Source organism: Streptomyces sp. NPDC089919, assembly GCF_040684615.1.
In the GTDB taxonomy this organism is placed as follows: Bacteria; Actinomycetota; Actinomycetes; order Streptomycetales; family Streptomycetaceae; genus Streptomyces.
On the sequence record NZ_JBFBGK010000047.1, the window covers coordinates 1 to 13537 of the forward strand.

14 protein-coding genes and 1 tRNA gene are annotated in these 13537 nt (G+C 68.6%); 12 read left to right on the forward strand and 3 right to left on the reverse strand.

Annotated elements, in window-relative coordinates:
* The first annotated feature begins 132 nt into the window (after positions 1 to 132).
* Both AB0O40_RS19815 and AB0O40_RS19820 read left to right on the forward strand, forming a co-directional pair.
* Positions 133 to 1368, forward strand: coding sequence for a cytochrome P450 (locus AB0O40_RS19815; RefSeq protein WP_365043120.1), 1236 nt, complete (start codon positions 133 to 135; stop codon positions 1366 to 1368).
* 188 nt (positions 1369 to 1556) lie between these two features.
* Positions 1557 to 2645, forward strand: coding sequence for a beta family protein (locus tag AB0O40_RS19820; protein ID WP_365042964.1), 1089 nt, complete (start codon positions 1557 to 1559; stop codon positions 2643 to 2645).
* 165 nt (positions 2646 to 2810) lie between these two features.
* Here the strand turns inward: AB0O40_RS19820 and AB0O40_RS19825 are convergent.
* A tRNA-Arg gene (locus tag AB0O40_RS19825) sits at positions 2811 to 2885 on the reverse strand.
* A 171-nt stretch (positions 2886 to 3056) separates the two neighbouring features.
* On the opposite strand from AB0O40_RS19825, the gene AB0O40_RS19830 reads away from it, so the two are divergent.
* The 4 genes from AB0O40_RS19830 to AB0O40_RS19845 all read left to right on the forward strand — a co-directional run bounded on the left by AB0O40_RS19830 (position 3057) and on the right by AB0O40_RS19845 (position 6666).
* Complete coding sequence (locus AB0O40_RS19830) at positions 3057 to 3962, forward strand: restriction endonuclease (protein WP_365042967.1); 906 nt, start codon at positions 3057 to 3059, stop codon at positions 3960 to 3962.
* A 203-nt stretch (positions 3963 to 4165) separates the two neighbouring features.
* Positions 4166 to 5512: a PIN-like domain-containing protein gene (locus AB0O40_RS19835; protein WP_365042970.1), complete on the forward strand. Its 1347-nt coding sequence runs from the start codon at positions 4166 to 4168 to the stop codon at positions 5510 to 5512.
* Between the two features lie 105 nt (positions 5513 to 5617).
* Positions 5618 to 6091 carry a GntR family transcriptional regulator gene (locus AB0O40_RS19840; RefSeq protein WP_365042973.1) on the forward strand — a complete coding sequence of 158 codons (474 nt, stop codon included), beginning with the start codon at positions 5618 to 5620 and terminating at the stop codon, positions 6089 to 6091.
* Positions 6088 to 6666: an HD domain-containing protein gene (locus AB0O40_RS19845; protein WP_365042976.1), complete on the forward strand. Its 579-nt coding sequence runs from the start codon at positions 6088 to 6090 to the stop codon at positions 6664 to 6666. Before AB0O40_RS19840 ends, AB0O40_RS19845 begins: the two co-directional genes overlap by 4 nt.
* Here the strand turns inward: AB0O40_RS19845 and AB0O40_RS19850 are convergent.
* Positions 6654 to 7127, reverse strand: a complete 474-nt coding sequence (locus tag AB0O40_RS19850) for an NUDIX domain-containing protein (protein WP_365042979.1) — start codon at positions 7125 to 7127, stop codon at positions 6654 to 6656. The two genes, AB0O40_RS19845 and AB0O40_RS19850, sit on opposite strands and share 13 nt — an antisense overlap.
* Before the next feature lie 2 nt (positions 7128 to 7129).
* Positions 7130 to 7891, reverse strand: a complete 762-nt coding sequence (locus AB0O40_RS19855; RefSeq protein ID WP_365042982.1) for a helix-turn-helix transcriptional regulator — start codon at positions 7889 to 7891, stop codon at positions 7130 to 7132.
* A 723-nt stretch (positions 7892 to 8614) separates the two neighbouring features.
* On the opposite strand from AB0O40_RS19855, the gene AB0O40_RS19860 reads away from it, so the two are divergent.
* The 6 genes from AB0O40_RS19860 (at position 8615) to AB0O40_RS19885 (ending at position 13511) form a co-directional block, all read left to right on the forward strand.
* Complete coding sequence (locus AB0O40_RS19860) at positions 8615 to 8905, forward strand: hypothetical protein (RefSeq protein ID WP_365042984.1); 291 nt, start codon at positions 8615 to 8617, stop codon at positions 8903 to 8905.
* Positions 8902 to 9570, forward strand: coding sequence for a GGDEF domain-containing protein (locus AB0O40_RS19865; RefSeq protein WP_365042987.1), 669 nt, complete (start codon positions 8902 to 8904; stop codon positions 9568 to 9570). The genes AB0O40_RS19860 and AB0O40_RS19865 overlap by 4 nt, the downstream gene beginning before the upstream one ends.
* Positions 9567 to 10568 (forward strand): DUF2637 domain-containing protein, encoded by a 1002-nt coding sequence (locus tag AB0O40_RS19870; RefSeq protein WP_365042989.1) that lies wholly within the window; start codon positions 9567 to 9569, stop codon positions 10566 to 10568. Before AB0O40_RS19865 ends, AB0O40_RS19870 begins: the two co-directional genes overlap by 4 nt.
* Positions 10565 to 10915, forward strand: coding sequence for an RRQRL motif-containing zinc-binding protein (locus tag AB0O40_RS19875; RefSeq protein WP_365042992.1), 351 nt, complete (start codon positions 10565 to 10567; stop codon positions 10913 to 10915). Before AB0O40_RS19870 ends, AB0O40_RS19875 begins: the two co-directional genes overlap by 4 nt.
* 26 nt (positions 10916 to 10941) lie before the next feature.
* Positions 10942 to 11199: a hypothetical protein gene (locus tag AB0O40_RS19880; RefSeq protein WP_365042994.1), complete on the forward strand. Its 258-nt coding sequence runs from the start codon at positions 10942 to 10944 to the stop codon at positions 11197 to 11199.
* Positions 11200 to 11285: 86 nt separating this feature from the next.
* Entirely contained in the window at positions 11286 to 13511 is a 2226-nt protein-coding gene (locus AB0O40_RS19885) for a cell division protein FtsK (RefSeq protein WP_365042997.1), read from the forward strand.
* The last annotated feature ends 26 nt before the right edge of the window (positions 13512 to 13537 follow it).

Below are 13537 nucleotides of genomic sequence, written 5' to 3' on the forward strand. Positions count from 1 at the left end.
GACTGGAACGGCGACATCTACGTCGCCGACATGAGCGGCGGCAACGTCGGCGCCGCCCGCATCTGGAAGAGGCGGCCGACCCGCCGGGGCGACCGCCGGCCCATCCGCCCGCCAGCCACCCGGAGAGCACCCATGACCGCAGAGCCCCGTACGGCCCCCGCCCACCCCGACGGCGGGGAGCCGGTGCACGTCTGGAGCCTGGACGACTTCGAGGCACTCGACTTCGACCCCTTCCTCGAGGACCGGCTGGCCGAGGACCGGGCCGCCCGCGTCCAACTGCCCTTCGGCCAGGGCACCGCCTGGCTGATGAGCCGCTACGCGCACGTCAAGGCCGCCACCACCGACCCCCGCTTCAGCCGCCAGGAGCTGGTCGGCAAGAGCGTCACGGCCTCCTCCCCGCACGCCATCGCCTCCCAGAAGGCCGGCCTGAACTACGCCGACCCGCCCCGCCTGAACAACATGCGCCGGGTGGTCGCCCGCGCCTTCACCGGCAAGGCCATGCAGCGGCTGCGCCCCGCGGCCCAGGCCACCGCCGACCGGCTGCTCGACGCGATGGAGCTGCACGGCAAGCCCGCCGACCTGGTGGAACACCTGCACGGGCCGTTCCCGCTGGCCGTGGTCAGCGACCTGCTCGGGATGCCCGAGGACATGCGCGCCGGCATGACCGGCTGGGCCAACGTCGCCATGACCCCCGCCGCCGCCCCCAAGGCCAGCACCGACGCCCTGGCGACCGTCCGCGCCACCATCGTCGAACTCCTCGCGCACCGCCGCGCCCACCCCGCCGACGACCTCTCCGGCGTCCTGACCGCGGCCAGCGACGCGGGCGAGATCACCGAGCCGGAGGCCATCTCACTGGCCACCGCGATCCTGGTCAGCGGTGCCCACGCGGTCCGCAACAACAGCGCCAACATGGTCTTCGCCCTGCTCACCCACCCCGAGCACCTGGACCGGCTGCGTGCGCAGCCGGAGCTGATCCCGCAGGCCGTCGACGAACTCCTCCGCTTCATCCCGCACCGCAGCGGCGTCGGCCTGCCCCGCATCGCCACCCAGGACCTGGAGATCGCCGGCGTCCGCATCAAGGCCGGGGACGCCGTCTACTCCTCCTACCTCGCCGCCAACCGCGACCCCGAGGTCTTCGCCGAGCCCGACACCCTCGACTTCGACCGCGGCCCGATCGCCCACATGGCCTTCGGCAACGGCCCTCACCACTGCGTCGGCTCGATGCTGGCCCGCATGGAGTCCGAGATCATGCTCGAAACCCTCCTCGCCCGCTACCCCCGCCTCGCCCTCGCCGTCCCCCCCTCCCACCTCACCTGGCAACCCGCCGCCCTCATCCGAGGCCCCAAAACCCTCCCGGTCACCTGGTAACCACCCCGCCGTAGTCGCCGGGCCCGCGCCGGGCCCGGCTTCGGCCGCTGCCCCTCACCGACACCCCGGCGGGTGCACGGTCCGCGGCAAGTCCCCTCTCCAGCACCCCCCGGACGGGGACGAATCAGCCTCTTGTCCGGTTCATGCCTCTATCTCGGTCGGCAGTTGTTCGTCACACTCCGAAGCGAGTGGCCGAGACATCCACGGGCACGGTGCCGAGCGCGCTGGGGGAGCCGTTGGCCTACGTTCCGATACTCAAGGGCAAGGCGGGGGAGTTCTCGGCCCTCGGGCACGTCACCGCGGCCGTCCGGTCCGGGATCCGCCCTGTCATGGAGCTGGTACCCGACCCGGACGTGCGGGACATCCTGGAGACCTTCTGCGACCGTGCGATGGACGCGGTCCCATCCGGCACCGTACTGACCGTCGACAGCGGTGCACTGCCCCCGGCGCAGGTGCTCGAGGGCGCGCCCGGTGGCCCCCTCGCGCGCCTGGGCGAGTCGCTGTGGCTTCGCGGTGTGGCGATGTGCCCGGTGGTCCGGTGCACGGATCCCGCCGAGGTGTCGGCCGAGGCGGCTCAGGTGATCGCCGCGCACCGGCGCGGCGCGTGCCTGCGCGTCCCCCTCGCCGGAGAGCCACCGGAAACCCTGCCGAGTCCCCGTGCGATCCGCGGACTTCTCACGGTTCTCCACCTGGAACCCGAAGAGGTCGACCTGCTCGTCGACGCCGGGCCGGTGGACTCCGCCACGGCGCGGGACCGACTGGCGGAGCGCGCCCTGACGGCGCTCGGCATCCTCTCGGCATGGCCGTGGCGGAGCGAATGCGTCGCCGCCGGTGCCTTCCCCGTCAACCTGACCGGCTTCCCCAGGGGCCGGGCCACTCCGGTGGCCCGGCGCGACGCCGAACTCTGGCGGTGCGTCGTCGAGCGGTGCGACGGGCGGCCTCCCGACTTCGGCGACTTCGGCGTGACCCATCCCCGGATGCCGGTGAGGTCCCGTGGCACCCCCGACCCCAACATGCGCTACACGACCCCCGACGACTGGCAGGTCTTCGTCTACCCGAGGGTCCGCTCGGGCAACGACGACTTCTTCGACCTCAGCGCCGCGCTGGTGGCCTCCGCGCACTGGCCACCGACCGGCGCCGGTACGTCATGGGGCGACGCCCGACTCCAGGAGTGCGCCACGCGCCAGAGGCCCAGAGCCGGCGGCGGCACCCAATGGCGAGCCTGGGCAACCTCCCACCACCTGGCAGTCGTCACCTCCCACCTCACCCAGCGGTGATCGGTCCGTCGAGGAGCAGCGCCCCGCAGATCGACAGGACAACCGCATCGCCGTCCCAACGCCCCGAGCACAGACGCTCCGAGACGCACGCCTCCACATACGAAGAAACCCCGCCCCCAGCATCTCTGCTGGCGGCAGGGTCTCCAGACACTTCTCACGAAGTGCCCCCGGCAGGATTCGAACCTGCGCACACGGCTCCGGAGGCCACGCAGCGGGGCCGACCTAAGTGGTCGCTGACCTCGAGCTTCTTGGCGAGGGCCTTGCCGAAGCGCCGATCCCTATCGCATACCGTGCGCGGGGGCTACGTAGCTACTCCCGGCAGGTGAGCCAGCAGGTCCCTCTCTGCCGAGCCACGTGACACCATGGGCTATCTTTTAGGGGTTAGTTCTTGCCTAAAAATTGGGGTGGGGCATGCAGGGCTGGAAGATCGAGGTTGGGCAGCAGCTCAAGCGGGTGGAGATCCACGCGGTTTACGGAGGGCGCCGGCAGGGTGGGATCGGCCCGTCTCGCGTATCGGACAACGTCCTGCTGTTCACGGATCCCTCGAAGGGGCACAAGCACGGCTACTTCGATGGATGGGGTGACGACCGTTGCTACCACTACGCAGGCGAAGGTCAGCTAGGTGACCAGAAGATGACTCAGGGAAACCTGGCCATCTTGAATCACGCCGTAGATGGACGAGCGCTGCGTTTGTTCCGTGGGGTGGCATCGGGCGTCTGTGAGTACATGGGTGAGTTCACCCTCGACGCTGAGCGCCCCTGGTACCTCACAGATGCTCCCGAGACGGGGGATGGGCCGATCCGCAGCGTGATCATGTTCAGACTGCGGCCGGTTGATGCGGCTCCGGCTGTAGGGATCCAGCTCCCGAACACGCCGCCCGTCGCTTTGGCAGTTGATGAGGTTGGCGTAGAGCAGCATCACACCGAACGCGCGCTTGTCGACCCGTCACGCGAGCCGTATGAGGCTGAGCGTCGCGAGGCCGCGCTGGTGCGGGACTATGTCGAGTACCTTCGGGTCCAGGGACATGATGTCGTGCGCCACCGCATTACCCCACCAGGTGAGCTGAAGCCTCTCTACACCGACGTTTTCGACCGAACCGACGGTGTCTTGATCGAGGCGAAGGGCTCCATCACGCGTGAAGCCATTCGGATGGCAGTCGGTCAACTCCTGGACTACCGACGGCACATCCACCCCCGCCCGGAGCTGGCTGTGCTGGTTCCGTCGCGTCCGCGACAGGATCTCATCGACCTGTGCCTGGACGTTCGGGTCGCTGTTGTCTGGCTCGAGGGCGATGCGTACACCACGATCACCCCGTAGGGGCTGCCTCACGGTTGTGGGGGTGGGCGGGGGGTTGGCCGGTCGGTCAGCGGCTCCGCCCCAGTTGTTGCCCTCGGGTGGCCACGTCCCGCATCGGCCAAGGTCGTTGCGGGACGTGGGCCGCGTGGAGTAGTTGTTCCCCCAAGGGCCCCTGGATGTTGAATTTCGCCACCGTGAGCTCTGATCATCGTTAGCCTGTCGCCGTGACTGACGCAGAGTTTGACGAGACCTCGGACGGGAACGCGCACAACGCCGGGGGGATCTTCGATGGATTCTCCGGGTTTGTGACGCCTTCACCGCAAGATTGGAAGAGTGTACTGGCGGGCGGAACGGTCGTGGTAGATACGAACGTCCTGCTGAACCTCTATCGGTATAACAATGACGCCCGATCCGCGTTCTTGTCGGTGTTTAACACTCTGGGTTCCCGATTGTGGGTGCCTAATCAAGTGATGTCGGAATTCTGGCGGAACCGTGAGAGTGCGATCGAGGATCCGCGTAAGCAGCTTGACCAGTCGAAAGATGCTCTACGTGATGATCTCGGCAAGCTGATAGATAAGCTGCGCACCTGGGCGAACCGAGTTTCCCTAAATCGGCAAGAAGTAGTCTCGTTGGAAATGCGACTTTCTGATTCCCTTGAAGAAGTCATCGGTCTCATGGAAGAGGTCGTTGATCGTAGCGGCCTGGGTATGGAGCGAGACACTTCAAAAGATCGTGTGATCGCTGAGCTCACGGGTCTTCTGGCTGGGAAGGTTGGTCAGCCCATGGCTCGCGCCGACCATGATGCTGCGATCGCCCTTGGTAAGCAGCGCATCGCGGCGCAGATTCCACCCGGGTACATGGACAAGAAGAAAGATTCTCGCGGAGACAACTCGGAGGTTGGCGACTACCTCGTTTGGCATCAGTTGAAACTGGAGGCCAAACGGCGCGGCGGTGACTTCGTGTTCGTTACGGGAGATCACAAAGAGGATTGGTGGCGGATCCGCCACAACATGCCGATCGGTCCACGGAATGAACTGACTGAGGAATTTCTGGCGGAGTCGACTGGCCGGCTCTTCATGCTGAAGCCTGAACAGTTTCTCGTACTAGCGCGTGAGCATCTTCAGGTTGATGTGAGCGAGGTATCGGTCCAGAATGTAGAGATGGTCGATGCCCGTTCGGATGCTGAAGAGGAGGAAGTGATAGGCGCCTGGAATTACATCCTTCTTGCTGATCTGATCCGAGCGCTCCGTGTTCAAGCTCCTGTTCAAGAGGCCGTGATTTTTCGGGCCGTGGAGAATGGTGGGTTCGTTAGTCGCGATGAAGTATATGAAATTGGCGGATACGAGCCCGGGCGGATGCTGAAGGGATTTACGCGTCCAATTGCCAGGATCTCACAGGATGTCGCGGTGGATGTGGGGTTCACTCGATTCGATCAGGACGTGCTTACGCCCGTCTACGACGAGATGAAGGCAGGCTTCGGTCGCGCGGACGGCTTCAAGGTGAGCGCCACCCTGCAAGCGTCGCTTGAGAAGGCGCGCACTGTACTTGACGGGGAGGCTCCGGAAAGCTGACACCTCTCGGCGCCGGAGTGGTGCATGACGGGTTGCGACGACGCACTCCAGCACTGACGGCATGCGAGGCTTGGGCTGCACGCAGAGGAACGAGTTGGAGGCTAGGTGGCAGATACCGTGAGCCCACGCGGCACCTTCTTGAAGATCGCCCAGATCCTCAAGGGGGAAATCGCGGACGATTCGAGCATGCGGGAACTTCCTTCGCTGGCCGAAGTCATGGGACAGCATGGTGTGTCCCGCGGGGTGGCGCTGCGGGCGTTCAAAGTGCTTCAGCAGGATGGTCTGGCTGAGCCTGTTCCCGGCTCTCGGTGGCGGGTGATCCGTGTCGGAGATCACAGTGATCGCGACCGCCGACCACTCGCCGAGCGGATTGCTGAGCTCATCACGGATGAGGGTCTGGAGGTTGGGGCAGCGTTCCTGAGTGAAGGGGTGCTGAGCGCCCGCCTCAACGTTTCACGTCCGACGATCAGCAAGGCCTTGACGCAGCTCGAGGCCGCCGGCCTGCTCACCGAAGGGGGGCAGGGCAAGCGGCGCGCCGTCCGGGCCTTGCCGTCCCAACAGGAGGACCTGAAGTCTTGACCACCGCCACGCTGACCGAATGGGCTTACCCGCTGGCAGAGGCCTTGCTGGCCGAACCGCTTCCCCGTCGCTGGGCGCACTCCCTGGGCGTCGCCGAGCGGGCGCGGGCCATTGCCGAGATCCTGGGCCCAGACGCCGAGCTGCTGGAGGCCGCGGCCGTCCTGCACGACATCGGGTACTCGCCCGACCTCGCCAAGACCGGGTTTCATCCACTCGACGGTGCCCGGCACCTCCGGAGTGTCGGCGCGGACGAGCGTGTCGTAAGGCTCGTCGCTTACCACTCCTGTGCGTGGATGGAGGCGGACGCGCGGGGTCTACGTGATGTGCTCGAGGGCGAGTTTCCGCGCGAGGAAGAGCACCTGGCCGATGCGCTCTGCTTCTGCGACATGAACACCACCCCAGACGGCACGCCGACCAACCCCGTGGACCGGATCAACGAGATCGCTGGTCGCTACGGGCCGGAAAGCCTGATCGGGCAGTTCATTCGGCGAGCCGAGCCGGAGATCCTGCTGTGCACCGTACGTGTGCTCACCAGGGTCTCCGCGGCGAAGGGCGGCGCGGCTCAGCCGATGTAGGGCGTGCCCCGGGTCGCGTCCATGGCGTGCGTGATCCGGAGTCGCATCGTGGAGTGGATGTCGAGTTCGGCCAGGTCCGCGGGGTCTACCCAGCGGACCTGTGTCGTCTCGCTGCTCGTCTGGAGATCCCCGCCGATCGGCCGGGCGCGGAAGCAGATGCTGAACTGCTGCCGTGCCTCGCCGTCGTCGTAGAGCATGACGTGACCGGGGTCCGTGTAGATCCCCGACATATCGACGACCTCGGCCTTGATGCCGGTCTCCTCCCACACCTCCCGCACGACGGTGTCGCTGATGGACTCGCCGACGTCGTGGCCGCCGCCGGGCAGAGCCCAACGGCCGTTGTCCGACCGCTGGATCATCAGGACCTGTCCGGCGTCGTTCTGCACGAACGCCACCACGGAGGGCACGACCGAGTTGGCCGGCGGAGCCGCGGGGTCGTGGAGGTAGTCGATGCGTCCCATGCTCAAACTCCCGTGATGTCGTGGTCGGTCACCTGGCGCGCGCCTCCCCAGGTTTGTTCGATGCTATTCGCGTAGGTGTCGAACAGCCCGCCGCCCGGTAGCCGGCGCAGGTGCAGCACCGGCGCCATGTACGCCCCGATGCCGTAGACGTGGGTGTTCACCAGCATCTCGTCGTCCGCCCGGAACAGGGAGTTGTAGAGCGTCGCATCGTGCAGCCGGAACCCGATCTCGGGGTGGCTCGTGAACAGCGGCCGGTAGTTCATCAGGGCGTTGCGAATCTTGCCGTCCATGATGCGGTGGCCCTCGTCTATGCCCCGCTGTCGTACGGCTTCACACGACGGGTCTCCGAGCAGGATCCGTACCTGTGCCGTGGCCCGGACTTTCGCCTTGAGGAGGTCCAGGAACTTGGGGTCTTCCGAGAGCCACAACCCGGAGTAGACCAGCACATCGACGTGCTTCTCCGCGCGGTTGTAGATCTCCCGCCAGAGCCCGGCCGGCACCATGTGGCGGTGCGGGTAGACGGTGACGATCTCCGCTTTGCTCAGATCCGCAGAGGACTCAAGCGAGCGCGCGTCTTCGGGCCAGAGGGTGGTCACGTCCACCCCGAGCTGTGACGCGGCGGCGTACTGATGGCGCCGATACGGCGGCTTGTCCTGCGTGATCCAGCGCTCGACCGTCTTGGGGTTGACCCCGATCGCCTCGGCCAGGCTCTGGACCGTCATGCCCTTGGCCAAGAGGGCTGAACGTAAGCGTTCGTTGGACATCTGCACCCCCGGGTGGGACGTCTTGGGATGTCTTGACGGTAGCCAGAAGGCCCCGAGGTGTCCACGCGTGAGGTAACGAACGCCCCTGACCTGGCCCGATTCTGATGGTGCGCCAGGAAGTCCCGGCGCGAACGCAGAGAACTTCGCGGCCCTGCTTGACGAAAGGCCGATGCGGTACCTGTAATAGAGGTACCGCATCGGCCCTGAGGGTCCGGAGCGCAGCTTCGATCCTGCTTGCCCTCGGTGGGCGGCAGGTCCGAGGCGAACACGTACGACCAGGAGCCCCGCGGCGGTCGGGGGGAGGGTCCCGGATCCCTTGTCAACCGGAGGGCTACAGACCGCAAGGTCACGTCTCCATACGCCTGAAACGGGAGCGCGCTCCCGAAGGAGACACGCACAGGCCGGACCCACCGCTGTGGAGGTTGCTGTGTACCGACGAAGAATCTGGGCGCTGCCCGTGCTGGACCGGCACGTGCGGCGGTCGCCCACCCGCGTCCCCCTGATCCGCTGCGCAAGCGAGCACCGGCAGCACCGGTGAGTCGCGGACGCCGGGTCACCTCCGCAGCCGTGGCGCTGCGGCCGGTTGCCTCCCCTGCCCGTCCGGCGCCCCGCGTCGTACGGGCAGGGCCGAGGGGAGCCGGGATCACAGGCTTCGCTCCGAGGCCGTCGCCTCTCGCCAAAGACCGCGACCGCCTTGAACCCCTTCGACAACAGGAGAGCGCGATGCGCACGTACATCGGCCGCCACCAGGCCCTCAGTACCGATGACTTCGTGGAACTGGCCCTCGGGACCCCGGTTGAGCTGTGGCTCGGGGTGGAGGGTGAGTCCGAGGAGGAGCGCGCGGCCCGGCTGGACGCGGCCCGCGACATCCTCGCCGAGTACCCGGATCTGCCGGACGTCGTGAGCCGGGTCGCCGCCGAGGTGATCGAGGCCCAGGCGCCGGAGCTGTTCAACATCGTGCCGCTGGTGCGGCCGGCCGGCCGTCGGCCGCGGGGCCGGAGGGCGGCGGCATGAGCTACGTCCTTTCCGCGTTGGCCGCCGCGTTGCCCCCGGCCGCCGGGTGGTCCGTGCATGGCCTGTTCATGCGACGCCGGTTCGAGGAAGCGCGCCGCGATCCGCTGACCGGGCTGCTGACCCGCGCTCCGTTCGAGGAGCGGGCCCGTAAGTCGCTCGCCCAGGGACAGTGGCGGGCCGTGTTCCTGGTGGACCTCGACGGGTTCAAGGCGATCAACGACCAGCTCGGTCATGCTGCCGGGGACGCGGTGATTCGCGCTGTCGGGCAGTGGCTGGGGGAGTGGGCGGGTACGCACGGCGGGTTCGCCGGCCGCCTCGGTGGTGACGAGTTCGTGGCCCTCACTTCGGTGGTGGGGCCGTCGCAGAGCAACTTGGACAACGTCCACGCCCAGACGATGGACCTGCTGCACCGGCTGGAACGGCCCGTGGTCTTCGACGGCCGCTCTATCGACGTCCGGGCATCGGTCGGGATCTCCCGCTACTGGCGGGGGCCTGCCGACCTGCCGGAGCTGCTGCGCATGGCAGACGAGCACATGTACCGGGCCAAGCGCGAGGGCGGCGGCGCGAGCATCGCACCGCCCCGACGGATGGGCTCACCGATGGCGACGGTCCACGGCCGCCGAGCCGGCCGCCGCGGTACCGCGGTTGGTGGTGAGGCGTCGTGAACGACGTTCAGATCCGATCAGCGGAACGCGCCCTGTCGGTGGGCACGTGGTTGATCGTGGCCGGGGCGATGCTCTACTCGGTCCTGACGGTCACCCCGCTCATGACCGACCACACCCCCACCGAGTGGCGGTGGACGGCCCCGATCTTGCCGCTGGTCGTGGACGCGGCGGTGGTGATCGTGGTCCGCCTTGACTCCGTGCTGGCCCGCCTGGGCGGGCACGGCGGCCGGTGGCCGATTGCGCTGCGGTGGATGACCGGCGGCATGACCCTCGCCCTTAACATCGGCGACTCCGCCCTCCGGGGAGACCTGGTCGGCGTTGCCGTGCACTCGGTCGCCCCGCTGCTCCTGATCGTCACGGCGGAGACCGGGCTCGCCTACCGCCGTGCCATCACCGCTGCCGTGGCGGCGCTCCAGGCCGAGGAGTGGGCTGAACGCGAGCAACAGCGGCAGGCCGCCGAACAGCGCGCGGACCGGGCGGAGCGCCGGGAACGTGAGCGGCGCGAGCATGAGTCTCAGTTGGCCCGTGAACAGCGTGAGCATGAGGCCCGCCTGATCCGTGAACGCGCTGAACACGAGGAGCGGGTACGGCGCGAGGAGCGTGACCGTGAGGAGGCCCGCGAGGCACGGGAGCGGGGCGAGCGTGAACGCCTTGAACGCGAGCGTGAACACGCCGAACGGGAGCGTGAACGTCGTGAACGGGAAGCCGCTCTACACCGCGAGCAGGAGGAGCGGGAGCGGGCCGAACGCGCACGCCGTGAACAAGCGGCGCGGGCGGAACGGGCCGAGCGTGAACGCGCTGCCCTGCTGTCCGCCGGTCCCGCCGCGGAGAAGCTGCCCGAGGACCGGGCCCGGCAGGTCGTGCACGCCGCCTACGCGGCCGATCTGCCGGTACGGGCCGCGGCCGAGTTGACCGGCTGGTCCATCGGTTGGGTCTCCACCCGATACAACGAACTCCGCCAGAACCCGGCCCAGGCTCTTGAACGGGCCGCAGCGTGAGCGAGTCGACGGGGACCCTGCCCGTCTACCACTGGCGCTTGGCTCCGGACGGTCTGGCCACCCGCCGGCAGCTGCGTGCCGCCGGGCTCCGCCCCGGTGGCCAGGACGTGGCGGCCCAGCTGGAGCGGCCCCGGTACCGCCGCGGCCCCCTGATCGCCTACCTCTACCGGGTCGAGCTGGCCCGGCCGGTCCGGCCCATGACCGTGGCCAAGGCCGCCGCGCTCGCCAAGGCCAACGCGGCCCGCCGCACCTGCCCGACCTGCCACCGCGACGCCGGCTACATCATCCCGGCCTCGCTCGGCATGTGCGTGCCCTGCGCCTACCCCGAAGACCAGTGCGCCGCCTGATCACGACCTCAAGAAGGAGATCAGCCATGGGCTACGCCCACTACGCCGTGCACCGCAACGGCGAGCAGATCGAGGCCGGTTACGCCGTGCAGGCCGTCTGCGAAGAGCCTGCCTGCGACGAGCAGATCGACCGGGGCCTCGCCCACCTCTGCGGAGAGACCCCCGGCGGAGACGAGTACGGCTGCGGTGGCTACTTCTGCGGCCGGCACCTCTTCATCAGCCCGGGACCGCACCCGGGCGACCTCTGCGCCCGCTGCGTCGAAGCGGCCCGTTCGACTCCCTGACCTGCATCGCTTCCGTTCTGGCGGACCAGGCCATCTAGCTCTCAGCCTGACCGGGTCTGCCGCCCCTGCGCACTGGAAGGCCCATCGTGTCTGAGATTCACGTTATCGAGCAGCCGGACGACGAGCCGGACGGCACGGAGAGCACTGCGGGTTCGGCGTCGGTTCTGCCGTTCCCGACCAAGAAGGACGGCAGCGGCCCGCTCGCTCCGGGTGAGGCGCGGCCGGGGGAGTGGGAGGCCGAACTCCCCGATGACGCCCCCGACCAGGACGGGACGGTGGCCGAGGGCGATCCGGTGGACCCGCCCAAGCACGCGTTCCCGCCCTCGATCGCCGAGGTGATCGAGGCCAAGGACAAGGCCCGCCGCCCGGTCCTGCCGGACTGGCTGACCAGCGCGAAGCAGCGCGCCGAGGTCGCCCGGTGGGCGGCCGGCCACTACCGCCAGACCACCGCCTACCACCTGGTTCGCACGCCCGTGTACTCCGCCAAGCTCCTGGCCTACGCCCCGGTCGGCGCGTGCCGCTGGCTGGGCGCGGCCGGCCGGTGGGTCTCCGACGCCGAGGGCCTGCCCGTGCGCCTCGCCGCGGTCCGCACCGAGGACGCCGGGGAGTACCTGAAGCTGTCCCGGCAGCGGGACGCCCGGGTGAAGTTGCGCGGCATCATCGCCACTCTGGCCACCGTGATCGGCCTCGGCGCGGCCCTGGCCCTGTGGGTGCTGGCCCCGGGCTGGCTGCTCGCCCTGGCGCTGCTCGCGCTGACCGGGGTCCTGGGGTGGGCGGGAACGCCGGCGGACCGGCCGCTGATCGACGTGGCCAAGGTGAAGTTCCGCCACCGCAAGCTCACCTCGGACATCGTCAGCCGCGCGTTCCTCGCCGCAGGGCTCACCAAGCCCGACCAGGGCATTGCCTTCCCCCAGCCGATCCGCCAGGACGGGGACGGCTGGCGAGTCGTGGTCGACCTGCCGTACGGCAAGACGTTCTCCGACGCGGTCAAGAAGCGCGACGCGCTCGCCTCGGGTATCGACGTCGCCGAGACGCAGGTGTTCCTGGACCGGGATACGACCAGCTCACGCCGGGTCTCGATGTGGGTGGCCAACCGCGACCCGCTCGCCGTCCCGACCGGCCGCACCCCGTTGCTCGGGGCGACCCGGGTGGACTTCTGGAAGCCGTTCCCCTGGGGCCGTGACGAGCGCGGCAACGAGGTCGAGATCAGCATGTTGTGGGTGTCGCTGCTGGTCGGCGCCGTCCCGCGGCAGGGCAAGACGTTCTCCGCCCGCACGATCGCGCTGGCCGCGGCCCTGGACCCGTACGTGCGCCTGTACGTGTTCGACGGCAAGGCCTCCCCGGACTGGCGGAAGTTCTCCAAGGTCGCCCACCGGGTCGGCTTCGGCACGGTCCCGCAGAGCGGGGTGGACCCGGTCATGCACCTGGTCAACTCGCTGCAGGAGCTGAAGGCCGATGTGGAGGACCGCTACCACCGGCTCTCGGAACTCCCGCTGCACGTCTGTCCGGAGGGCAAGCTCACCCCCGGCATCTCGCGGGACAAGAAGTACGCCATGCCGCTGGTGCTGTTCGTCGTGGACGAGGTGCAGGAGTACCTGATGCACCCGGTTCACGGGAAGACGATCCTCGAGCTGCTGGTCTTCCTCGCCCGCGTGGCGCCGGCCGTCGGCGTCTCGGTCATGACCGCGACCCAGAAGCCCGACGACACCGCTTGCCCCTCGGTCCTGCGCGACCAGCACCAGGCCCGGTTCGCCCTGCGGGTCGGCGCCTACCAGGTCTCCGAGACCATCCTGGGCGCCGGCTCGTACAGCGAGGGCCTGGATGCCTCCCGGCTGCTGAAGTCCCACAAGGGCGTCGGCCTGCTCAAGGGCATGACGGACGACGCCGGGATCGTCCGCACCTACCTCGCCGACGGGCGCGACGCGGAGAGCATCCTCACCCGCGCCCAGGCCCTGCGCGAGGCCGAGGGCACGCTCACCGGCGACGCGGCCGGGCAGGCCCCGGCGGATGCCGCGCTGGCCACGATCCTGGACGACATCGCCGCCGTCCTCGGCAAGGGCGAGGCCAAGCTCTGGTCCGAGACCGTCGTGGACCGCCTCGCCGAACTGCGGCCCGAGATCTACGGCCCGTGGGCCGAGATGGAGCCCAAGCCCAAGGCCGAACAGCTCACCAACGCGCTCAAGCCCTACGGCATCGGCACCGACCAGATCGGCCGCCGCATCGACGGCAAGACCGTCAACAAGCGCGGCATCGAACGCGCCCACATCGCCAAGGCGATTACTGAGCGCAACAAGAAGCGGGGCGCGAGCTAGCCCATCAAGGTCGCTAGCGCTAGCAG

Coding starts and splice junctions, on each gene's coding strand:
- AB0O40_RS19815 (WP_365043120.1), top strand. CDS start 133: ATGACCGCAGAGCCCCGTACGGCCCCCGCCCACCCCGACGGCGGGGAG.
- AB0O40_RS19830 (WP_365042967.1), top strand. CDS start 3,057: ATGCAGGGCTGGAAGATCGAGGTTGGGCAGCAGCTCAAGCGGGTGGAG.
- AB0O40_RS19850 (WP_365042979.1), bottom strand. CDS start 7,127: ATGGGACGCATCGACTACCTCCACGACCCCGCGGCTCCGCCGGCCAAC.
- AB0O40_RS19855 (WP_365042982.1), bottom strand. CDS start 7,891: ATGTCCAACGAACGCTTACGTTCAGCCCTCTTGGCCAAGGGCATGACG.
- AB0O40_RS19860 (WP_365042984.1), top strand. CDS start 8,615: ATGCGCACGTACATCGGCCGCCACCAGGCCCTCAGTACCGATGACTTC.
- AB0O40_RS19865 (WP_365042987.1), top strand. CDS start 8,902: ATGAGCTACGTCCTTTCCGCGTTGGCCGCCGCGTTGCCCCCGGCCGCC.
- AB0O40_RS19880 (WP_365042994.1), top strand. CDS start 10,942: ATGGGCTACGCCCACTACGCCGTGCACCGCAACGGCGAGCAGATCGAG.